The organism is Streptomyces sp. NPDC030995, assembly GCF_055571215.1.
Map to the genome: position 1 here is coordinate 31,577 of NZ_JBVIFS010000012.1, position 21,976 is coordinate 53,552.

Annotated in this window: 19 protein-coding genes; 16 read left to right on the forward strand and 3 right to left on the reverse strand. The window is 71.4% G+C overall.

Features of this window, described 5'->3' with window-relative positions; translation table 11 throughout:
- Positions 1-122: 122 nt before the first annotated feature.
- Both ACZ45T_RS19415 and ACZ45T_RS19420 read left to right on the forward strand, forming a co-directional pair.
- Complete coding sequence (locus ACZ45T_RS19415; protein WP_468442815.1) at positions 123-1,988, forward strand: glycoside hydrolase family 3 protein; 1,866 nt, start codon at positions 123-125, stop codon at positions 1,986-1,988.
- A 58-nt stretch (positions 1,989-2,046) separates the two neighbouring features.
- Positions 2,047-2,934, forward strand: a complete 888-nt coding sequence (locus ACZ45T_RS19420) for a class I SAM-dependent methyltransferase (RefSeq protein ID WP_468442817.1) — start codon at positions 2,047-2,049, stop codon at positions 2,932-2,934.
- Between the two features lie 67 nt (positions 2,935-3,001).
- Here ACZ45T_RS19420 and ACZ45T_RS19425 read toward each other — a convergent pair whose 3' ends face one another.
- Positions 3,002-3,403: a MarR family winged helix-turn-helix transcriptional regulator gene (locus ACZ45T_RS19425; RefSeq protein WP_468443090.1), complete on the reverse strand. Its 402-nt coding sequence runs from the start codon at positions 3,401-3,403 to the stop codon at positions 3,002-3,004.
- 117 nt (positions 3,404-3,520) lie between these two features.
- Between ACZ45T_RS19425 and ACZ45T_RS19430 the strand changes: the two genes are divergently transcribed.
- The 8 genes from ACZ45T_RS19430 (at position 3,521) to ACZ45T_RS19465 (ending at position 13,364) form a co-directional block, all read left to right on the forward strand.
- On the forward strand, positions 3,521-4,444 hold the full coding sequence (locus tag ACZ45T_RS19430) for a quinone oxidoreductase family protein (protein WP_468442819.1): 924 nt from the start codon (positions 3,521-3,523) through the stop codon (positions 4,442-4,444).
- Between the two features lie 190 nt (positions 4,445-4,634).
- A complete protein-coding gene (locus ACZ45T_RS19435) occupies positions 4,635-6,263 on the forward strand; it encodes an AMP-binding protein (protein WP_468442821.1) in 1,629 nt (542 codons plus the stop codon).
- Between the two features lie 34 nt (positions 6,264-6,297).
- The gene (locus ACZ45T_RS19440) at positions 6,298-6,795 is read left to right on the forward strand and encodes an acyl-CoA thioesterase (RefSeq protein WP_468442823.1); all 498 of its coding nucleotides are present in this window, start codon (positions 6,298-6,300) and stop codon (positions 6,793-6,795) included.
- Positions 6,796-6,889: 94 nt separating this feature from the next.
- Entirely contained in the window at positions 6,890-9,286 is a 2,397-nt protein-coding gene (locus ACZ45T_RS19445; protein WP_468442825.1) for a bifunctional salicylyl-CoA 5-hydroxylase/oxidoreductase, read from the forward strand.
- 12 nt (positions 9,287-9,298) lie between these two features.
- On the forward strand, positions 9,299-10,387 hold the full coding sequence (locus ACZ45T_RS19450) for a carbon-nitrogen hydrolase family protein (protein WP_468442827.1): 1,089 nt from the start codon (positions 9,299-9,301) through the stop codon (positions 10,385-10,387).
- A complete protein-coding gene (locus ACZ45T_RS19455) occupies positions 10,384-11,496 on the forward strand; it encodes a cupin domain-containing protein (protein ID WP_468442829.1) in 1,113 nt (370 codons plus the stop codon). Before ACZ45T_RS19450 ends, ACZ45T_RS19455 begins: the two co-directional genes overlap by 4 nt.
- A gap of 155 nt (positions 11,497-11,651) precedes the next feature.
- On the forward strand, positions 11,652-12,566 hold the full coding sequence (locus ACZ45T_RS19460; protein WP_468442831.1) for a fumarylacetoacetate hydrolase family protein: 915 nt from the start codon (positions 11,652-11,654) through the stop codon (positions 12,564-12,566).
- Between the two features lie 12 nt (positions 12,567-12,578).
- The gene (locus tag ACZ45T_RS19465; protein ID WP_468442833.1) at positions 12,579-13,364 is read left to right on the forward strand and encodes a maleate cis-trans isomerase family protein; all 786 of its coding nucleotides are present in this window, start codon (positions 12,579-12,581) and stop codon (positions 13,362-13,364) included.
- 45 nt (positions 13,365-13,409) lie between these two features.
- On the opposite strand, the gene ACZ45T_RS19470 is transcribed toward ACZ45T_RS19465, so the two are convergent.
- Positions 13,410-15,038 (reverse strand): carboxylesterase/lipase family protein, encoded by a 1,629-nt coding sequence (locus ACZ45T_RS19470; protein ID WP_468442835.1) that lies wholly within the window; start codon positions 15,036-15,038, stop codon positions 13,410-13,412.
- A 242-nt stretch (positions 15,039-15,280) separates the two neighbouring features.
- On the opposite strand from ACZ45T_RS19470, the gene ACZ45T_RS19475 reads away from it, so the two are divergent.
- The 6 genes from ACZ45T_RS19475 to ACZ45T_RS19500 all read left to right on the forward strand — a co-directional run bounded on the left by ACZ45T_RS19475 (position 15,281) and on the right by ACZ45T_RS19500 (position 20,535).
- Positions 15,281-16,462 (forward strand): ABC transporter substrate-binding protein, encoded by a 1,182-nt coding sequence (locus tag ACZ45T_RS19475; protein ID WP_468442837.1) that lies wholly within the window; start codon positions 15,281-15,283, stop codon positions 16,460-16,462.
- A gap of 1 nt (position 16,463) precedes the next feature.
- A complete protein-coding gene (locus ACZ45T_RS19480) occupies positions 16,464-17,342 on the forward strand; it encodes a branched-chain amino acid ABC transporter permease (RefSeq protein ID WP_468442839.1) in 879 nt (292 codons plus the stop codon).
- Entirely contained in the window at positions 17,339-18,301 is a 963-nt protein-coding gene (locus ACZ45T_RS19485) for a branched-chain amino acid ABC transporter permease (RefSeq protein WP_468442841.1), read from the forward strand. Before ACZ45T_RS19480 ends, ACZ45T_RS19485 begins: the two co-directional genes overlap by 4 nt.
- Positions 18,298-19,080: an ABC transporter ATP-binding protein gene (locus ACZ45T_RS19490; RefSeq protein ID WP_468442843.1), complete on the forward strand. Its 783-nt coding sequence runs from the start codon at positions 18,298-18,300 to the stop codon at positions 19,078-19,080. The genes ACZ45T_RS19485 and ACZ45T_RS19490 overlap by 4 nt, the downstream gene beginning before the upstream one ends.
- Positions 19,077-19,784 carry an ABC transporter ATP-binding protein gene (locus ACZ45T_RS19495; protein ID WP_468442845.1) on the forward strand — a complete coding sequence of 236 codons (708 nt, stop codon included), beginning with the start codon at positions 19,077-19,079 and terminating at the stop codon, positions 19,782-19,784. Before ACZ45T_RS19490 ends, ACZ45T_RS19495 begins: the two co-directional genes overlap by 4 nt.
- Positions 19,785-19,947: 163 nt before the next feature.
- Entirely contained in the window at positions 19,948-20,535 is a 588-nt protein-coding gene (locus ACZ45T_RS19500; protein WP_468442847.1) for a peptidase inhibitor family I36 protein, read from the forward strand.
- Positions 20,536-20,549: 14 nt separating this feature from the next.
- On the opposite strand, the gene ACZ45T_RS19505 is transcribed toward ACZ45T_RS19500, so the two are convergent.
- Entirely contained in the window at positions 20,550-21,929 is a 1,380-nt protein-coding gene (locus tag ACZ45T_RS19505) for a glycosyltransferase 87 family protein (RefSeq protein ID WP_468442849.1), read from the reverse strand.
- Positions 21,930-21,976 lie beyond the last annotated feature (47 nt).

Below are 21,976 nucleotides of genomic sequence, written 5' to 3' on the forward strand. Positions count from 1 at the left end.
TCTGTAGCTCTGTAGCTGTAGGACCAGGGGTCTGGCTAAAGCGTTGTTACACGTGTAATCATGCCGCAGGGACGCCGCGACTGGGGGGAGCGGCGTCCCCCTCAAGCTCCGAGGAGAAATCGATGGCACACACTCCGGCGGTCCGGCCGCGCACCCTCGCGGCCCCGGACGGCACTCCGTACCGCGATCTGAACGGCAACGGCGTCATGGAACCGTACGAGGATCCTCGCCTGCCCGTGGACGAGCGGGTCGCGGACCTCCTGTCGCGCATGACGCTGGAGGAGAAGGCCGGACTCCTCTTCCAGACCATGATCACGGTCAACCCCGACGGCTCCCTCGTGGAGCCGGAGCCGGGGGAGCCCGACGACGACCCCATGCGCGCTTCCACGTCCGCAATGGTGACCGGCAAACTGATGAGCCACTTCAATCTGTTCGGAGCGGCGGAGCCGCGCCGCATGGCCGAGTGGAACAACCGCCTCCAGGATCTGGCCGGCGCGACACGCCTCGGGATCCCGGTGACCGTGTCCACCGACCCCCGCAACGGATTCGTCGACAATCCGGCGGCGAGCGCGCACACGGCCGGGTTCTCGCTGTGGCCCGAACCGCCCGGCTTCGCCGCGGTCGACGACGAGGAACTCGTGCGCAGCCACGCCGACATCGTGCGTCAGGAGTACCTCGCGGTCGGCATCCGCCTCGCCCTCCACCCGACGGCCGATCTGGCCACCGAGCCCCGCTGGCCGCGCGTGCTCGGCACCTTCGGCTCCGACGCCGACGTGGCCGCCCGCCTCGTCGGCGCGTACATCCGGGGGCTCCAGGGCGAGACGCCCGGCACCCGCAGCGTCTCGGCGATGACGAAGCACTTCCCCGGCGCCGGACCCCAACTGAACGGCGAGGACGCCCACTTCCCGTACGGGCGCGAACAGGACTACCCGGGGGACAACTTCGACTACCACCTGATCCCGTTCGAGGCCGCCTTCGCCGCCGGCACCTCGCAGATCATGCCGTACTACGCGATGCCCATCGGCACGCCGTACGAGGAAGTCGGCTTCGGCTTCAACAAGGGCGTCATCACCGGCCTGTTGCGCGAGAAGTACGGCTTCGACGGCATCGTCTGCACCGACTGGGGCCTGGTCACCGACACGCAGATCTTCGGGGCGCCGTTCCCCGCGCGCGCCTGGGGCGTCGAGGACCTGGACCGGCTCACCCGGGTGGAACGCATCCTCGACGCCGGAGCCGACCAGCTCGGCGGCGAGGCGGCCCCCGAGCTCGTCGTGGAACTCGTCCGCGCCGGCCGGGTCACGGCCGAGCGGATCGACCGCTCGGTCGTGCGGCTGCTGAGGGAGAAGTTCGTGCTCGGCCTCTTCGACGATCCGTACGTGGACCCCGACCGGGCCGCCCTCATCTGCGGCAACCCGGAGTTCACGGCCGCCGGCCGCGCCGCCCAGAGCCGTTCGGTCACCGTCCTCAAGGACCGGCCGGCCGGCGCCGCGGGACCCCTGCTGCCGCTCGCTCCCGGGATCCGGATCTATGCCGAGGGCATCGACCGCGCCGTCGCCGCGCAGTACGCGACCGTCGTGGACACCCCGGAGGAGGCGGATGTCGCGGTGCTGCGCATCGCGGCCCCGTACGACAAGGGGCGGACGACCGGCTTTGAATCGTTCTTCCGTGCGGGCCGCCTCGACTTCACCGAGGAGGAGCTGCGGCCCGTGCTCCAGGTGGCTTCCGCCGTTCCGGCCGTCGTCGACGTCTTCCTGGACCGGGCGGCCGTCATACCCGAGATCGCGGACGCGGCGGCAGCGCTGGTGGCCGACTTCGGGGCCTCGGACGAGGCACTGCTGGACGTGCTCTTCGGCCGGGTGGCCCCCGAGGGGCGGCTGCCCTTCGAGCTCCCGCGCTCCATGGAGAGCGTCGTCGCCGGGCACGAGGACGTGCCCAACGACTCGGGCGACCCGCTCTTCCCCTACGGCCACGGCCTCCGGCTCGGCTGACGTCGACTGACGGCGGCCCCGCCCTCGGTGGATCATGTGCGGGCGGGGCCTGTTGCGCGTGGTCGCGTATTTCGTTGTCATCGATGGGTTGGCGTTGCCGATCGGGATGTCGAAGGGGGTGCGGATGACCGGGCGGGGAGAGGTCGACAGGGCGCGCAGTCGGGTGTTCGGTGAGGTGGCCGAGCTCTACGATGCCGCTCGCCCGGGATATTCGGACGCTCTGGTTGCGGAGGTGCTGGCGTACGCGGCCTTGGGTGACCGTGCGGCGGTGGAGGTCGGCGCGGGGACCGGCAAGGCCACGGTGCCGTTCGCAGCGGCGGGCACGCCGCTGGTGTGCATCGAGCCTGACCCGCGCATGGCGGAGGTACTGCGCCGCAACACCGTGAATTTTCCAGCGGTGCGGGTGCATGTCGGTGTCTTCGAGGACTGGCAGCCGGACGGCCGTGGCTTCGGGCTGGTCTTGGCTGCTACGTCCTGGCACTGGACGGATCCGGAGCGGCGTTGGGACCTTGCGCACGATGCCCTTGTGCCGGGGGGCGCGGTGGCGTTGTTCTGGAACCCGCAGGGGGTCCATGACGCGGATGTGCATGCCGCGCTGGCCGAGGTCGACGGCCGTCACGGGATGGCCGGTGCACCGCACAGCGAGCTGGCGTCCTCCTTTGGAGAGGTGCCCGGGAGGTGGGGTGGGCTGCCGTCCGGCTGGCCTGAGGACGAGTGCCGCCGCGACGGCCGTTTCACGGACCTGCGTGCCATCCGGTATCGGCAGGACCGGTACTACGACGCTGACCACTACATGGGATACCTGGCCTCGCTCTCGCGCTATCGCGTCCTGCCCTCCGACCGGCGCGAGCAGGTTCTCGCCGAGACTGCTCAGGTCCTGAACGCCCACGGTGGCGGCGTCTCCATGGTCCTGTTCAGCGACCTCTTCCTCGCCCGGGTGCGGTGAGCCGGTCCCTCTGCGACGCGTGGCAACCACGTCCACGCCGGCCCAGAGATCATTTACGGGACAGCCCTCAGGGCGCCTCGTGCAGCCGGGTCAGCAGCGCCATCAGCTGGTTCCGCTCGTCCGGGGCGAGCGGGGCCAGCAGCTCGGCGTTGGCCGCTTCGGTCAGGGCCGCGCAGCGGGCGAGGACGGCCGCGCCCTCCCGGGTGACGGTGACGGCGTTCTTGCGGCCGTCGGTGGGGTCGGGGGCGCGGAGGGCGAGGCCCATCCCCTGAAGGTGGTTGAGGATGCCGACCATGTCCTTGGGGTCGACGGCGAGCCGTCGGCCCAGCTCCGCCTGGGCCACGGGGCCGTACTCGGCGATCGCGGCGAGCGCCGCGTGGTGCATGAGCTTCAGTCCCTCCGCGGCGATCGCGTCGGCGACCAGGCCCCGGCCGCGCGCCGCGACGCGGCCGACGAGCCAGGTCGGCATGGACTGGATGTGCTGGAGGTCTGACGTCACACACTGAGCCTATCCGTAATTCATTGGACTTCCCAATGACTTTGGTTTTATCGTTGGGACTCCCAATGAAACGGATCGGGAGGTCCTGTGCTGCGCATTCGCCATGAGGTCAACGGTGGGCCCGAGGTGCTGTTCGCCGAGGAGGCCGACGTGCCCGCGGCGGGAGCCGGGGAGGTGCTGGTCCGGGTCGAGGCGGTCGGGGTGACGCTGCCCACCGTGCGCAAGGTCCGCGAGGGCGGCGAGCCGGTCCCGTTCGGCGGCGAGGTCGCCGGGGAGATCGTCGCCGCAGGCGCGGGAGTCACCGCCTTCGCCGTCGGGGACCGCGTCACCGGCCTGTGCTTCGCCGACGCCTATGCGGAGTTCGCGGTACTGAACGCCGCGATGACCTCCCGGATCCCGGACGGCGCGAGCGCCGTGGAGGCGGTCGCCCTGGTCCGCAGCGGGCTGGTGGCGCGCGGCGCCTACGAGGCCGCACGCGTGGAACCCGGCGATTCGGTCCTGGTCACGGCGGCGGCCAGCGCCGTGGGCACGCTCGCCCTCCAGTTCGCCAAGGCCGGCGGGGCGGCCCGCGTCGTCGCCGCCGTCAGCAGCGCCGGCAAGTCCGACTTCGTCCGCGGCCTGGGCGCCGACGAGGTCGTCCTGTACGAGGACGCCGACTGGGGCGCCCCGTACGACGTGATCCTCGACGGTGTGGGCGGCGACCTGCTCGGACCCGCCGTGCGGGCCCTGGCGACGGGCGGCCGCCTGGTGGCCTTCAGCTCCGGCGGTGGCACCGTGGAGGCGTACGAACTCCTGGTCCGCGGCGCTTCGATGATCGGCTTCCAGATGCGGGCCATCGCCTTCGGCAAGCCCGAACTGTACGACCGGTGGCTGCGGGAGCTCTGGCACATGCGCGACGCGGGGGTCCTGCGCACCGCCGTGCACGAGGAGATCCCACTGGCCGAAGCCGCCCGGGCCCACGCCCTCATCGAGCAGCGCCGCAACCTCGGCAAGGTCGTTCTCGTTCCCTGAATCGCACCCCCTTCGGGGTGTATGTCCGAAATGCTTGAGTTCCTTCGGGGGTGATGCCTAGGATGTTACACGTGTAACACCACCTGGTCGACGGCGGGCGTGCATTTTTATAGCGAGCTATTGACGGTCGCAAGTTTAGCGAGATACTTGCTCCACTCTCCCCGCTGCCCCGAGATTGAGGTGCCGCCCCATGGAGCTCTCCCCGTCTGCTCACGCCGATACCTTCTGTCGCGATCGGCTCCCCCCGATCGCCCTCTGGCCCGAACTCCACTTCGATCTACCGGAGTTGAGATACCCGGACCGGCTCAACTGTGCTCATCGACTGCTCGACGAGGCCGTCCGGCGCTGGGGGCCGGACAGGCCCTGCCTGCTGACGCCCGAGGGCGACCGGTGGACGTACGGTGACCTGCTGGAACGTGCCAGTCGGGTCGCCCAGGTGCTGACCGAGGACTTCGGCCTCGTCCCCGGCAACCGGGTGCTGCTGCGCGGCCCCAACAACCCCTGGCTGGTGGCTGCTTGGTTCGGGGTGCTGAAGGCCGGCGGCGTCGCCGTCACCACCATGCCGCTGCTGCGCGCCGGCGAGCTCGCGGAGTTGTGCGAGATCAGCCGGCCGACCGTGGCCGTGTGCGACCACCGGTACCTCGACGAACTCGCCGCCGTCGAACCCGTCGGCCCGCCGGTCCTGGCGTACGGCGGTCCCGGCGAGGAGGACCTGGTCGCGCGCTGCGCGGCCAAGGACGGGCGGTTCTCCAGCGTCGCCACCGCGGCCGACGACGTGGCCCTGATCGCCTTCACCTCGGGAACGACCGGACGGCCGAAGGCGACCCTGCACTTCCACCGGGACGTCCTGGCCAACGCCGACACGTTCTCACGCCACGTCCTGCGGCCCGACGAGGACGACGTCTTCACCGGAACCCCGCCCCTGGCCTTCACGTTCGGGCTCGGCGGACTGGTGGTCTTCCCCCTGTACGCGGGTGCGGCGACCCTGCTGATCGAACATGCCGCCCCGCAGCGGCTGGCCGATCTCGTGGCGGAGCACGGAGTCACCGTGCTCTTCACGGCGCCCACCGCCTATCGGGCGATCATGTCGGCCGGTGCGGTGGGCCGGCTGGCGGGCCTGCGCCGGTGCGTGTCCGCCGGGGAGGCGCTGCCCGCGGCGGTGTGGGAGGAGTTCCACGCCGCCACCGGACTCGGCATCATCGACGGCATAGGCGCCACCGAGATGCTCCACGTGTTCATCTCGGCCTCCGACGGCGACATCCGTCCGGGCTCGACGGGCCGGCCCGTCCCCGGCTACCGGGCCCGCGTGGTCGACGAGAAGGGCGAGCCCGTCCCGGACGGGCAGCCCGGCCTCCTCGCGGTCACCGGCCCCACGGGCTGCCGGTACATGGACGACCCGCGCCAGAGCGTGTACGTCAGGAACGGCTGGAACATCACCGGCGACACCTACGTCCGGGATGCCGACGGCTACTTCTGGTACGTGGCCCGCAGCGACGACATGATCGTCTCCTCCGGCTACAACATCGCCGGGCCCGAGGTGGAGAAGGCGCTCGCCACCCACCCCTACGTCGAGGAATGCGGCGTCGTCGGGGCCCCGGACGACCGCCGCGGAATGCTGGTCAAGGCGTACGTGGTCCTGCGCGGGGGAGTCGCACCCGACGAGGCGACGGTCAAGGAGCTCCAGGACCACGTGAAGCGGACCGTCGCTCCCTACAAGTACCCGCGCGCCGTCGAGTTCGTCACCGATCTCCCGCGCACCAGCAACGGAAAGCTCCAGCGCGCCGAGCTGCGCAGGCGCGCCCATTCCGCCGCCGACTAGTGCTGTGGCCGTCAGTCGAACGAAAGGCATGATCATGGACATTTCCAGCCCGCAGCCGGTGGCAACCGCGCCGACGGACAGCTGCGCCGCCGGATGCCCCGAAGCCCGCCGGCAGAACCTGCCCAGCGTCGTCGTCGAACGGCGTGTCGAATGGCCCGACACGGACGCCGCCGGCCACTACCACCACTCCACGGTGGTGCGCTGGGTCGAGGCGGCCGAGGCCGTCCTGCTGCGGCGGCTGGGGCTGGCCCACCTCTTCGGCAGTACGCCCCGCGTCCACTTCGAGGCCGACTACCGGGCCCGGCTGTGGTTCGGCGAGGCCGTCCGTACCGAACTGAGGGTCGTCAAGGTCGGCACCAGCTCGCTGCACTACGCCTTCACCGTCCTCGGCGAGGGGGAGGAGTCGGCCGCCACCGGACGGATGGTCATCGCGCACTCCGCCGCGCGCGCCACCGGAACCACGCCCTGGCCCGATGACGTGCGGGAGGTCCTGACGAAGGCGGGTCCGCAGGCCCCCGAGGTCTTCGCGTGACGCGAGGCGATGCGCCCCTCAGGATGTGTTGCATTCTTGACGGTCGCCAAAGATGCGACATATTCTGTGCCCTGGAACCACTAGGAGGAACACCGTGCGTGTAGCAGTCATCGGAGGAGGGCCCGGCGGGTTGTACTTCGCGGCACTGGCCCAGCAGCTCTCACCGGAGTGGGAGATCACCGTCTGGGAGCGCAACGCCCGTGACGACGCGTTCGGCTTCGGCGTCGTCTTCTCCGACGAGACGCTGGACGGCATCGCGCAGGCCGATCCCGTCGTGTTCGAGGCGATGTCCGCGGAGTTCGCCCGGTGGAGCGACATCGATGTCCGCTACGGCGGCGAGGTCCACGTCTCCGGGGGTCACGGCTTCGCCGCCCTGGACCGCAACCGGTTGCGGGAGATCCTCCAGGGGCGCTGCGCGGAGCTCGGCGTGGAGGTGCGCTACGGCACCGAGGCGCCGCCCGTCGGGGAACTCTCCGCCGACTACGACCTGGTGGTCGCCGCGGACGGAATCCGCTCCGCGGTCCGCGAGACGTACGCCGACACCTTCCGGCCGGACCTGGACGAGCGCAACTGCCGCTACATGTGGCTGTCCACGGACCGCGTCTTCGAGGCCTTCACCTTCATCGTCGAGAAGCGGGACTTCGGCAGTGTCCAGGTCCACGCCTACCCGTACGACGACCGGCGCAGCACCTTCATCGTGGAGATCGCGGAGGAGGACTGGCGACGGGCGGGCTTCGCGGCCCTCGCCGACCGGGAGTTCGCACGCGGTGAGAGCGACGAGGAGAGCGTGCGGCTGTGCGAGGAGATCCTGGCCGGCCACCTCGACGGCCACCGCCTGATCCCCAATGCCTCGAAGTGGATCCGCTTCACGACCGTCCGCAACGCCTCCTGGCGCCACGGCAATGTCGTCCTCCTCGGCGACGCGGCCCACACCGCCCACTTCTCCATCGGCTCCGGCACCAAGCTCGCCATGGAGGACTCCCTCGCCCTGGTCGCTTGCCTGCACGAACAGCCCGACGTGGCCTCGGCGCTCGCCGCGTACGAAGCCGAGCGCCGGCCGGTCGTCGAATCCACCCAGCGTGCCGCCCAGGCCAGCCTCGAATGGTTCGAGAACGTCGGCCGCTACACGGCGCAGGAGCCCCCGCAGTTCGCCTTCAACCTCCTCACCCGCAGCCGCCGCGTCACCTACGACAACCTGCGGGTACGCGACGAGGAGTTCACCGCCGCCGTCGACTCCTGGCACGCCGACGGCCAAGCGCTGACGGCCGCCCGGCCCGCCGGCGCCGCACCCGTCCCGCCGATGTTCCGCCCGTTCCGACTGGGCGGCCTGCACCTGCGCAACCGTGTCGTCGCGCCGCCCGTCGCGCTGTACTCCGCACGGGACGGCCTCCCCGGCGACTTCGAGCTCGTCCACCTGAGCACCCGGGCCCTGGGCGGCTGCGGTCTGGTCTTCGCCGGAATGACCGCGGTCAGCGCGGACGGCCGGGCCACCGCGGGCTGCCCCGGCCTGTACACGGATGAGCAGGAGGCGGCCTGGCGGCGCATCACCGACTTCGTGCACGGCCAGTCCGACACCTGCCTGGGCGTCCAGCTCACCCACGCCGGGCGCCGCGCCGCGACCGGCGTGCCCCGGCCGGACGGCCGGACCGTCCCGCTCGGAGCCGACGGGTGGCCGCTCATCGCCGCCTCCCCGCTGGCCTGGGGCGAGCACGCCGCCGTCCCGCGGGAGGCGACCCGCCAGGACATGGACGCCATCGTGCGCGACTTCGCCGCCGCGGCCGGACGGGCCCATCGTGCCGGCTTCGACGCGCTCGAACTCCAGTACGGCCACGGTCACTTGATGTCCGGCTTCCTCTCGCCGCTCACCAATGTGCGGACGGACGAATACGGCGGGGACCTCACCGGCCGGCTGCGCTTCCCCCTGGAAGTGCTGCGCGCGGTACGCGCCGTCTGGCCCGAGGGAAAGGCCCTGGTGGTCCGCATCTCCGCGGCGGACTGGGCCGACGGCGGCACCAGCGAGGCCGACGCGGTGGAGATCGCCCGCGCCCTGGGCGAGGCCGGCGCCGACGCCGTCGACGTGTCCACCGGGGAGGTCGTCGCCCACGAGCGGCCCCGGTACGGCCGCAGCTACCAGACGCCGTACGCCGACCTCATCCGCAACGCCACCGCGCTCCCCACCATCGCCGTCGGCGCGATATCCACGTACGACGACGTGAACTCGATCATCCTGGCCGGCCGGGCCGACCTGTGCGCCGTCGGCCGTGCGCAGCTGCACGACCCGCTGTGGACCCTGCACGCCGCGGCCGCCCAGGGCTACAGCGGCCCGGCCGCGCCGTGGCCCGTTTCCTGGCGGGCGGGCATGGGCCGCCCGCCGGGTGCGCGCACCGACCGCGTACCGCCCCGCCTCCAGTTGCTCCGCGAGGCCTCCGCGCCCGTGCACCAGCGCTGGGTTCCGCACGTCCTCGCCGCCGCTGCCGCGGCCGCCCGCTGATCCGGAGAACCGATGGACAATCTGCCACGCTTCACCGCGGCCGCCGTGCAGGCGGCCCCCGTGTACCTGGACGCAGCGGCGACCGTCGACAAGGCGGTCGGGCTCATCGCGGAGGCGGCGGCGCACGGCGCCGAACTGGTCGTCTTCCCCGAGGTGTTCGTGCCCGGGTACCCGTACTGGAACTGGACGATGAATCCGGTCCAGGGCTCGCCCTGGTTCGAGCGCCTCTACCGCTCGGCCATCGACGTTCCCGGCCCCTACGTGGACCAACTGCGGGCCGCGGCACGCCAGTACGGCGTGGTCCTCGTCATCGGGGTCAACGAGCGCGGCCCGCACAGCCTCGGCGTGCTCTACAACACGCTGCTCACCATCGGCCCGGACGGGGAACTCCTCGGAATCCACCGCAAGTTGGTGCCCACCTGGGCCGAGAAGCTCACCTGGACCGGCGGTGACGGCAGCTCGCTGAAGGTCCACCGGACCCCCGTCGGACCCCTCGGCGTCCTCGCCTGCGGGGAGAACACCAACACGCTGGCCCGCTTCACCCTCCTGGCCCAGGGCGAACTGGTCCACGCCTCCTGCTACATCGCCCTGCCGGTGGCGCCCGCCGACTACGACATGGCCGACGCCATCGCGGTGCGCACGGCCGCCCACAGCTTCGAGGGCAAGGTCTTCTCCGTCGTCGCCTGCTCGACGGTCAGCCCGGAGATCGTCGACGCCATCGCGGGCGACGACGAGGACGTACGCCGCATGCTCGCCCGTCCCCGCAGCGCCCTGTCGGGCATCTTCGGCCCCGACGGCCGGCCCGTGACCGAGCCGCTGATCGACGCCGAGGGCATCGTCTACGCCGAGATCGACCTGGCCAAGTGCATCCAGCCGAAGCAGATGCACGACATCGTCGGCCACTACAACCGGTTCGACGTCTTCCAGCTCCACGTCGACAACCGCCCCCGTACCCCGGTGACCTTCGCGACCGATCCCACCCCCACCGCGGGGCCCCGCTCCACGGGAAGCACCGGGAACGCCGGAAACGCCGGAAGCACCGGAAACGCCGGAAGCACTGCAAGCACCGAAACAAACGGCACCACGAAGGAGGACGCATGACCACCGAGTACGACGACAGCCGACTGGGCCGGGCACGGGTATCCGATTCCCCCGAACTCACCGCGTTCTACGGCGAACTCGCCCAGCTCGAAGCCGGCGCGCTGTGGACCGTGGCCAACGACATCGAGCCCTGGTACCCCCAGCCGAAGTCCATACCCGTGCTGTGGCGCTACAGCGAACTGCGGCCCCTGGTCCGCAAGGCCCTCGACCTGGTCAAGGCCGACGACGCCGGCCGGCGCGTGGTGATGCTCGTCAACCCGGGCCGCAAGGACGTCAGCGCCGCCGTCGGACTCCTCTACACCGGCCTGCAGATCATGGGCCCCGGCGAGGCCATGACCGCCCACCGCCACCAGGCCGCCGCGCTGCGCTTCGTCCACGAGGGCACGGGCGCCTGGACCATCGTCGACGGCCAGAAGCTGAAGGTCGGACCCGGAGACTTCGCCATCACCCCGAACGGCACCTGGCACGAGCATGGCAACGAGGCCGAGGACGCCCCCGTCATCTGGCAGGACGGACTCGACATCCCCCTGGTCAACGCCCTCGACGCCGGCTTCTACGAGGTCCACCCCGAGCTGTACCAGACCCCTGGCAAGGTCATCAACTCCTCGGTGCTGACCTACGGCGCGAACCTCCTGCCGTACGGCGTGGAGAAGTGGACCAGGCCCTACTCCCCGCTGCTCGCCTTCCCCTGGGAGCCCACCTACGAGGCCCTGCTGGGCCTGGCCAAGGCCACCGAGGGCTCCCCGTACGACGGTGTGATCGCGGAGTACAGCAACCCGGTGACCGGCGGCTCCGTCATGCCCACCATGGGCGCCCACATGCAGCTCCTGCGGCCCGGCCAGGCCACCTTGGCCCACCGCCACACGGGGTCGGTCATCTACACCGCGGCCAAGGGGCGGGGCGTCTCGGTGATCGCCGGGCAGCGCTTCGCATGGCAGAAGGGCGACATGTTCTGCGTCCCCTCCTGGGCCTGGCACGAGCACCACAACCTCGACCCGTCCGAGGACGCCTGCCTGTTCTCCTTCAACGACTTCCCCGTCATGCGCTCGCTCGGCTTCCACCGCGAAGAGGCGTACCCCGACAACGGCGGGCACCAGCCCACCGCTTAGGGCCATCCGACCCTGATCTGCCGGACACCCCCTGAACCGCTCCGCCGGGCCGGACGCCGCCGGCCCTGACACCGGCGCCGGCCCGGCGGAGCACCGCTCCCCTTCCCCTTTCCCCCTCCGTCCCTCCCTCACCCCGCACACGCAAGGAGCACCCCATGCGGCTGGTCACCTTCACCGCCGACTCCACTGACGGCTCGCCCGACCGCCTGGGAGCGCAGGCCGACGACCTCGTCGTCGACCTCGCGTCCCTGGCCTTCCTGGCCGACGTACAACTCCCCGCGGACCTGCTGTCGTTCATCCAGGCGGGCGCGAGTGCCCGGCAAGCCGCGCGCGGCCTGCTGGCCGGCGGCCCCGCGGCCTGGCCGGCCGATGCCGTGCACCGGATCGACGAGGTGTCGCTGCGGGCCCCGCTGCGCCCCGGCAAGATCATCGGGGTCGGGCTGAACTACGTCGAACACGTCGAGGAGTCCAGCCGCAGCCTGGACACCGACAAGGAACGGCCTTCGCGGCCGGTGCTCTTCAGCAAGCCCGCCACGGCGGTCACCGGCCCCGGTCAGCCGATCCTGCACAACGGCGACCTGACCGCGCAGCTGGACTGGGAGTGCGAACTGGCCGTGGTCATCGGCCGCACCGCCTTCCGCGTGAGCGAGGAGGAGGCGTACGACCACATCTTCGGCTTCAGCATCGTCAACGACATCAGCGCCCGCGACCAGCGGCGTTCCGGCCAGTGGTTCTTCTCCAAGGGCCAGGACTCCTACGCCCCCTTCGGCCCCGCCGTCGTCACCTTCGACGAGATTCCGGACCCGATGGACCTGGACCTCTCGCTGCGCGTCAACGGTGTCACCAAGCAGAAGTCCAACACCCGCCACATGCTCTTCCCCATCGCCCGCCTCATCGCCGACATCTCCTCCGGCGTTACGCTGGAACCGGGAGACGTGATCGCCACCGGATCGCCGGCGGGCGTGGGAGCCGGCATGGTCCCGCCCGAGTTCCTGCACCCCGGCGACACCGTCGAAGCCACCGTCGAAGGCATCGGAACCCTCGCCAACCCCGTCGTCGACGCCCGCTGAGGAGCGAACACCATGTCCTCCCGTACCGCCCGTACCATCCGCACCCACCGCCCCTACCGCATCGGCCAGATCGTGCCGAGCTCCAACGTGACGATGGAGACCGAGGTCCCGGCGATCCTGCGCGCCCGGGAAGCCGTCGCGCCGGAACGCTTCACCTTCCACTCCAGCCGGATGCGCATGACCCACGTGACCCCGGAGCAGCTCAAGGCCATGGACGCCGACTCCGACCGGTGCGCGGTCGAGCTCTCCGACGCGCACGTGGACGTACTCGGCTACGCCTGCCTGGTCGCCATCATGAGCATGGGGCTCGGCTACCACCGCACCTCCGAGGAGCGCCTGCACCTGCGCACCGCGGAAAACGGCGCCCCCGCGCCCGTGGTCACCAGTGCCGGCGCCCTGGTCCACGGTCTCGACACCCTCGGGGCGAAGAAGATCGCGCTGATCGCCCCGTACATGCGCCCGCTGACGAAGACCGTCGTCGACTACCTCACCCACGAGGGCATCGAGGTGCTCGACTACGAGGCTCTGGAGATCCCGAACAACCTGGACGTCGCCGCGCACGACCCCGCACGCCTTCCGGCGCTCGCCAAGGCTCTGAACCACAGCGACGCCGACGCCGTCGTGCTCTCCGCGTGCGTCCAGATGCCCTCCCTGGGCGCCATCGAGGAAGCCGAACAGCTCCTGGGCAAGCCCGTCGTCTCGGCGGCCGTGTGCACGGCCCACCAGATGCTGCGCGCCCTGGACCTCCCGGCGGTGGCGCCCGGAGCCGGTCATCTGCTGTCCGGCGCCTATGCGTGACGGAGCGCCGTGACCTGGACGGTGTCCCGTCCAGGTCACAGGCGGTTACGAGGCCGCCGGCTGGCGCAGGCGCCGCCAGTAACCGGCGAGGTCGTCGGTGGCGGTGGTGACCGAGTCGAGGGCCATCGTCGTACGGGACTTGCGGTCGTAGCGGTCCCACTGCGGCATGGGGTCGTGGTTGGGGCTGCCCGTGCGGACGAAGGAGATCCAGGACGCGTGCATGGTCGCGGCGAGTCCGTCACGGACCCGGGGGGCGAGTCCCGCCAGGAAGGGAGCGTGCGACCACTTGTCGAAGTTGTCGAAGACGAACGGCAGCTCCAGGCAGTGCGCGGCCCCGAGTTGACCGTCGTGGGCGGGGGTCGGGAGGTTGAACTGGTACGCCCAGACCGGGCGTCCGCTCGCCGCCCGCCGTTCGGCCAGTGCCACGCAGGGCATGCGGAACAGGTCGTCGCCGATCAGATCCATGAGGACGTCCACCGGGCGGGCGCCCGGGCGGGCTTCCTCGTACGCGGTGTAGGCCTCGCCCGCCCGGCTGCCGAAGGTGTCCTTCGCCCGGGCCAGCACCTGCTCCTTGGTCGCGGCGGCGTACGGCTCGCTGAGCGCGAAGGCGAAGTTGGCCTCCTCCCTGGTCCAGCCGATCATGACGTCGATGTCCGCCGCGGCGCCGCCGAGCAGGAGCTCGGCCGGGTTGCGGTCCAGCGTGACCTCGTCGAGCACCGGCAGGTACGGGGTCGACCAGTACCCCCACCGTCCGGTGCGCTGGAACATCTCGAAGGTCCCCGCCACGAGCCGGGGCCACGGCACGGCCCGTAGTGCCGCCACGTCCTTGACCCCGAGGATGTCCAGGTAGGTGGCGGAGCGCTGAAGCGACTCGGCCCGGGTGGGTATCTGGAGCCCGAGCGGCGGACTCTGCAGGATGGCGCGCCGGAACAGCGGGCGGCCCTTGGTCCGGGCGCCGGCCAGCGCCGCGACCGACAGCGCGCCGCCGGACTGGCCGGCGACGGTGATGTTGTCGGGGTCCCCGCCGAACGCGGCGATGTTCTCGCGTACCCAGCGCAGGGCGGCGAGTTGGTCGGTGAGCCAGAAGTTCCCGCCGGCGCCCTCCTCGCCGAAGTAGAGGTAACCCAGCGGCCCGAGGCGGTAGTTGATGGTCACGACAACGAGGTCGCCGTCGCGTGCGAAGGTCTCGCCGGAGTAGATGGGCAGCGAGCCGGATCCGGAGATGAAGCCGCCGCCGTGGATCCAGATCATCACCGGCCGCTTGGCGCCGTCTGCCTTCGGGGTCCAGACGTTGAGCGTGAGGCAGTCCTCGTCGAAGGGTGGCGAGCCGTGCGTGCCGAGGACCTGGTCGCCCCCTTCCCGGTAGGGCTGTGGAGCGCTCGGGCCGAACGCGGTCGCGTCGCGCGTTCCGGACCATCCGGGATGGGGCTGGGCCGGCCGCCAGCGCAGGGCGCCGATCGGCGGGGCCGCGTACGGCACGCCCTTGAAGACCGTGAGGCCTCCTTCGACGGCGCCGCGCAGTCTGCCGGCGGGCAGTTCCACGACGGGCGAGGGTTCGTCGGCGCGTGGGGCGGCGTGTGCGTCGAGCGTGCCCGACAGGCCGGAGAGCAGGGCCGCTCCTGCCAGAACCCCGCTGTTCCGGAGGACTTTTCGCCGCGATGGATCGTCGGTCATGGTGCTTCACTCCCTGGCTGATGGAGGGCCCGTGGCCCCAATAGTTGCATGGCGTGAAATTGACGATCGCTAGTGTTACGGCATGTTTTTGGCCGGGGTCAAGGGTGAGGCCGAGATGCGGGGAAGAATATTGCGGTGTCTTGACGGGCGTCTGAAAGCCGCGATAGACACGTGTCATCATCCCCAGGCATCGGTTGTGGCATCCAGCCCGCCGAGGCTGGTCGACGACGTACGGAGTTCCCATGACAGGTCGGTTTCGTCATATCCGTCTGACCGCCGCAGCGGCGGCGCTCTCGCTGGCCGCCACCGCATGTGGTGGCGCCAGCCTCGGGACCGGCGGCGACAACGAGCAGAGCGGGCCCGTGAAGATCGGGCTGCTGGTCCCCCAGTCGGGGATCTACAAGGCACTCGGCGACGACATGAAGCAGGGCTTCGAGCTCTACCTCGCCCAGCACGGCGGTCAACTCGGCGGGCGCAAGGTCGAGATCGTGATCGCCGATGAGGGGGAGACGGCCGACTCGGGCAAGGCGGCCGCGGAGAAACTGGTCAAGCAGGACCGGGTGCTGGCCGTGAGCGGTGTGGTCAGCTCGGCCACCATCAACGGGGTCAAGGACCTCTTCGAGACCAGCAGGACCCCGCTCGTCGGCTCGAACGCCTCACCGACCACGCTGACCGGGACCCAGTACATCTGGCGCACCTCGTACGTCAACGACGAGCCGGGCAAGGCGCTGGGCAAGCACGTGGCCGAACAGGCCGGCGGCGAGCCGGTCTTCCTGATCGCCGCGGGCTACCAGGCGGGCAAGGACGAGGTGGAGGGGTTCAAGTCCACCTTCCTCCCCGCCGGCGGCAAGCTCGCCGGGGAGGAGGTCTACACCCCGTTCCCGGGCACCAAGAACTTCCAGCCGTACCTCGCGCAGATCGAGAAGTCCGGGGCGAAGTCGGTCTTCTGCTTCTACGCGGGCGGCGCGGCCGTCGACTTCGTCAAGCAGTACCGGGACTTCGGGCTCGCCGGCCGGATTCCGCTCTACGCGCCCGGTTTCCTCACCGAGGGCGGCGTACTCAAGGGACAGGGAGACGCGGCGAACGGCATCCTCACCGCGCTCAACTACAGCGCCGACCTGGACAACGCCGCCAACAAGCAGTTCGCACCGGCGTACACGGCCGTGTTCGGTTCGGCCCCGACCACCTACGCGATGGCCTCCTGGGACGCCGCGCAGGTGCTCGACAAGGCGATCAAGGCGGCCGGTGACACCGTGACCCCCGAGGCGGTCAACGCGGCCATCGCCAAGGTCGGGGACATCGACAGCCCGCGCGGCACCTGGCGGTTCAACAGCGGCGGTACGCCCGTCCAGCCCTGGTACCTGCGGGAGGTCAAGCAGGGGGCGAACACCGTCCGTTCCGAGCTCGGCCGGCTGGGCGGCTGAGATGACCGGATGGTTGGACGGGAACTTCGTCAGCGTCATCGACGGGGTCGCCTTCGGTCTGCTGCTGTTCACGATCGCCGTCGGACTCTCCCTGGTCTTCGGCATGATGGACGTGCTCAACCTCGCGCACGGCACGCTCTACCTCGCCGGGGCCTACGTCGCCTACGCCCTGTCCGACGGCACGCTGTGGGGCCTGCTCCTCGCCCTGGCCGCCGGGGTCCTGGTGGGCAGCATGGGCGGGGCCGCGCTGACCTTCCTCACTCAGCCCCTGGCCCGGCGCGGGCACCTGGACCAGGCCGTGCTGACGCTCGGCATCACCTTCATCGTGGCCGACCTCCTCGCCGCGGCCTTCGGCGGCGAGGTGCTGCCCACCGACCCGCCGACGTCCCTGCGCGGCACGGTGGACCTCCTCGGCCACGCCTATCCGGTCTACCGGCTGGTGTTCATCGGCGTCGCGGCGGGCCTCGCGCTCCTCGTGTACCTGGTCTTCGAACGGAGCTCGCTCGGCGCCCTCGTACGGGCCACCGTCGCCGACCGGGACATGGTCCGCGCGCTCGGTGTCGACATCCGCAAGGTGCTCTACGGGGTCTTCGCGTCCGGCGCGGCCCTCGCGGCGGTCGGCGGAGTCCTCGGGGCTCCGATCCTCGGCCCCGGGCCGGGCGTCGACGAGACCGTGCTGGTCCTCTCGCTCGTCGTCGTGGTCGTGGGAGGCCTCGGATCGGTACGCGGCGCGCTCGCCGGAGCCCTCCTCATCGGCCAGGTGCAGACGCTCGGGGTGGCGCTGCTCCCGGAGTACGCCCCCTTCCTCCTCTTCGGCACCATGCTGGCCGTGCTCGTGGTCCGCCCGCACGGCCTGGTCCCCTCGGCGGTGCGCACATGAGCACGTCCCGCACGGCCGTCGCGGTCAGGCTCGCCCTCGCCGTCGGGCTGGCCCTCGCCCCCTTCTTCCTCGGCCCGTACGCCGTCGGCACCCTGTCGCGGATCCTGGTGTTCGCGCTTCTCGCCCTCAGCGTGAACCTGCTCACCGGCCTGACCGGACTGCCGACCCTCGGCCAGTCGGCCTACTTCGGCGTCGGTGCCTACGCGGCGGCGATCGTGGCGACGCGGCTCACCGACATCGGGTTGCTCCAACTCCTCATCGCCGCGGGCGTTTCGGCGCTGGTGGCCGTCCCGACGGGATGGCTGGCCGTGCGGGCCCGCGGCGTCGTGTTCCTGATGCTGACGCTGGCCATCGGCGAGATCGCCTACAGCGCCGCCGTCAACTGGAAGTCGCTGACGAACGGCACCGACGGGATATCCGGCATCCCGCCCGTCGTGCCGCTGCCCGGGATGCCCGCGCTGACGCTGGACGGACTGGTCTACTTCTACGTACTGGCCGTGTTCCTGCTCCTCTGCGCGGCCGTCTCCCGGCTGGGCTCCACCCCCTTCGCCCTTGCCCTGCGCGGCATCCGCGACAACGAGCACCGGATGCGGGCGATCGGGTATCCCACGCGCAGGTACGCCCTGACCGTCTACTGCGGCGCCGCGGCGCTGGCCGGGGCCGCCGGGTCCCTGTGGGTCTCGGTGCAGCGGTTCGTCTCGCCCGGCGACGCCGGATTCGAGATCGCCGCCCTGGCCCTGCTGGCCGTCGTCATCGGAGGTTCCGGCTCGATGTGGGGCGCCTGCGCCGGCGCCGCGCTCGTCTGGCTCACCCGTGACTACCTCGGAAACCTCGAAGCCGTCGCCGGACGCGGGCCGTTGCTGCTCGGACTGTTCTTCGTCGTCGCCGTCTACACACTGCCCCGCGGACTGGCCGGCGTACGGCTCCCGCTCAAGCCGACACGGAAGAGGACGGCGTGACGGACCTCGATCTCCTCGAACTCCGCCGGGTGTCACGGCACTTCGGCTCCTTCCGGGCCCTGGACGAGGTCTGCCTCACCGTGCGGCCGGGCGCCCGGCACGCGGTCATCGGCCCGAACGGGGCGGGCAAGTCCACCCTGTTCGGTCTCATCTCGGGAACCCTGCCGGTGACCGCCGGCGCCATCCTCGTCGACGGGCAGGACGTGACCCGGCTCCCGGTGGACCGCCGGGTCGGGCTCGGTGTCGCCGCCACGTTCCAGCACTCCAGCCTCTTCCTGCGCGAGACCGTACTGGAGAACGTCCTGCTCGCCGTGCTGCGCCGCCGGGCCGGGGGTGGAGCCGGCGGCCGGGCCGGTCTCGGCGGCTGGCGGAAGGTGAGCGCCCGGGCGGAGGCGATCGACCGGGCACGCGGACTGCTCGAACGGGTGGGCCTGCCCACCCGGCACGAAGTCGCGGCGGCCGCACTCTCCCACGGGGAGCGGCGGCAGCTGGAGGTCGCCGTCGCGCTGGCCACCGAACCACGGCTGCTGCTGCTGGACGAGCCGGCCGCCGGGATGTCCCCGGCGGAGACGGCGCGGCTCACGGAACTGATCGCGGCCCTGCCCCGCGAGGTGACCGTACTCCTCATCGAACACGACCTCGACATGGTCTTCGAGCTCGCCGACACGGTGACGGTCATGCACCTCGGCAGGCACCTGAAGACCGGCCCCCCGGACGCGGTCCGGGCATCCGCAGAGGTGCAGAGCGCCTACCTCGGCACCATGGAGGTCTCCTCATGAAGCCCTTCCTCAGCATGCGCGGCCTGCGCTCCGGCTACGCCGGGGGAGAGGTCCTGGGCGGTGTCGACCTCGATCTCGACGCGGGCGGGACCGTCGCCGTCCTCGGGCGCAACGGGGTCGGGAAGACCACCCTCGTCTCGACCGTCATGGGACTCGTCCGGCCCTACGAGGGCAGCATCACCCTCGACGGCCGGGAGATCGCCGGGGCCCGCGTCGACGTGATCGCCCGGGCGGGGGTCGGAGTCGTCCCGCAGGGGCGCCGGGTGTTCGCGCCGCTGACCGTGGACGAGCACCTGGCGATCGCCGCGCGGGGCCCGGCACGGGGCCCGTGGACCAGGGCCCGCATCCTGGACCTGCTGCCGCGGCTGGGCGAGCGGCTCGGGCATCGCGGTGACCAACTCTCCGGCGGAGAACAGCAGATGCTCGCGATCGCGCGGGCCCTGCTCGGCAATCCGCGCCTGCTGCTCCTCGACGAGCCGTCCGACGGTCTCGCTCCCGCGATCGTCGCCCAAGTGGGCGAGGTGATCCGGGAGGTGAGTGCGCAGGGCATGTCGGTGGTCCTCGTCGAGCAGAACCTGGGGCTCGCCCTCTCCGTCGCCCGGAACGTGGCGGTCATGCAGAAGGGCCGCATCGTCCACCGGGCGTCGTGCGCGGACTTCGCGTCCAGTCCCGCTGACCGACGGCGCCTCCTGGGCGTCGACTGAACCGCGGCTGCGGCCGCGGGCTTGCGGCGGCCGGCTGTTCATGCGGTGGTCGACTGCGCTCGGTGCCAAGGAACTCTGCGCGGTGTGCCAAAGCCCGACAGCGGTCGAGCACGGCACCGTTGTCGCCAACGCAATGCAGGTCGGCATTCCGAGAGGTGACACAGTGACAGAGCACGGAACCCTCAGGTCCACCTCGTTGGGGAAGGCCGTCATCGCCCTGATGATGACCCTCCTCGCGTTGGTGGCCACGACCAGTGCGGCCGGCGCCGCCACCGGGCCGGACTTCTCGGCCCAGGCCACAAGCCTCGGGCTGAGCACCGCCGAGGCCAAGAGCCTCCAGGACAGGGCCGATGCGTACCTGGCCGAGACGGGCGGGACCCAGGTGGCCGCCAACAAGATCGCCCTGAAGGGCGGAGGGGCGCTGCTCCTCGCCCTGCCCGGGGAGAAGCAGGCGCGCGACCTCGCCGCGCCGAGCGGCACGCAGGGCGCCTTGACCGTTCCGTGCCCGGACAACTACGTGTGCGCGTACAGCCTGCCGAACTTCACCGGCGACCAGTACCTGCTCTACTACTGCGACACGAAGGTCCGCATCACGTGGAACACGGTCGGCTCGTGGAAGAACATGCAGGGCCCCTCCTTCCACGCGAAGTTCTATGACAGGTACTGCAACCTCGGCTGGACCTCACCCGGCGGTTACAGCGAGGACCGCAACGCCCCCTGGGCCTGGGTCTGGTGGCTGAGCGCCTGCTAGTGCTGTGACCGGCACTAGACCCTGTCCTGGGCCCGTCGCCCCGGGGTGGCCACGGCCACCCCGGGGCGACGGAGCATCCGGCCCGCCAGGACGGCCGTGCCAGCGAGGGCGTAGGCAACCGCGCCGGTGTCCGGGCCGAGGGTAGGCCCGGCCAGGTACACGAAGGCGCCCGCGACGGCGACGCCGAGCCACTCCCATCGGCCGTCGAGGGCCACGAGGGCGATCAGCAGGAGCGCGTACCAGGAGTACCCGGGGGTCGTCAGGAGGAAGGCCGCGCCCGTCACCAAAAGCGCCGCGCTCCACGGGCGTTCGGGGTCTCCCCGGCGCCACACGTACGCGATCACGGCGAGCATCACCGCGGCCACGGCGGGCACCGCCCAGTCGTCCGGGAGCACCAGCCGCAGCAGCGCGTACCGGCCGCGGGCCCCGGGGTCCTCGTACCCCTCCTCCTGCGCGTAGCCGCCGAGGTAGCCGAGGACGGAGGACCGCGACCCCAGTACGTACGGCAGGTACAGCAGGCCGACCGTGGCCGCGGCGGGCAGCAGTACGGCGGCCGCGCGCCGCCACGTACGGGCCCCCGCCAGCGCCCCCGGCAGCAGGACGGCGGGCAGCAGTTTCGCGGCGATGGCGAGGCCGAACAGCACCCCGCCCGCGACCCGTCGGCGGCCGACCACCCCGAGGGCGGCGACGGACAGGAACACGGCGAGCGCGTCCACGTGGGCGTTGTTCACGGCTTCGACCGGCACGGCCGGGCACCAGGCCCAGTACGCCGCCCACCGGGGGTCGCCGCGCCGGCGCAGGATCAGCAGCAGCGCGCCGGTCACCCCGACGGACAGCGCCGCGCCCCCCGCCTGGAGCGCCTTGTGCCGTACGTCGGCGGGGGAGAGGGCGTGCACGAGGAGGAAGTAGCCCTCGGCCGCCGGTGGATAGACGGTGTGCACCTGCGGACGGTTGATCCGGGTGCACACCCCTGTCGTGACCGGCGCCAGGTCGTCACGTCCGGTGCAGGCCCGGCCCGCGGGGAACAGCCAGGCGTCGCGCAGTCCGGCGAGCGCCGGATCGGCGGGGGCGTGGTCGTAGGGCGAGATGCCGGCGGCCTGGACCCGGCCGTCCCAGGCGTACCGGAAGGAGTCGGTGCTCGTCCGGGGCGCGGCGGCCAGCCCGGTGAGCGCGACGGCGACCGAACCGGCGAGCACCAGCGGGACGACGGCCCGCCCGGGAGCCCTGGACAGACTCCCGGCCGCAGCGGCGAACAAGGCCCAGGAAGCCGCGTACCACCAGGTCGGCCCCACCGGGTCGGAGAAGAAGCCGTCCTTGCGGAACGTCAGGACGAGCACGGCGGTCAGCGCGGCCAGCAGGGCGACCGTGGTGAGGGTGGCGGGGCGGCGGATCATGCGGGCCAGCCTGGCAGGGCGGGCTGCGCCCGGGCGGGTGGCCGGGC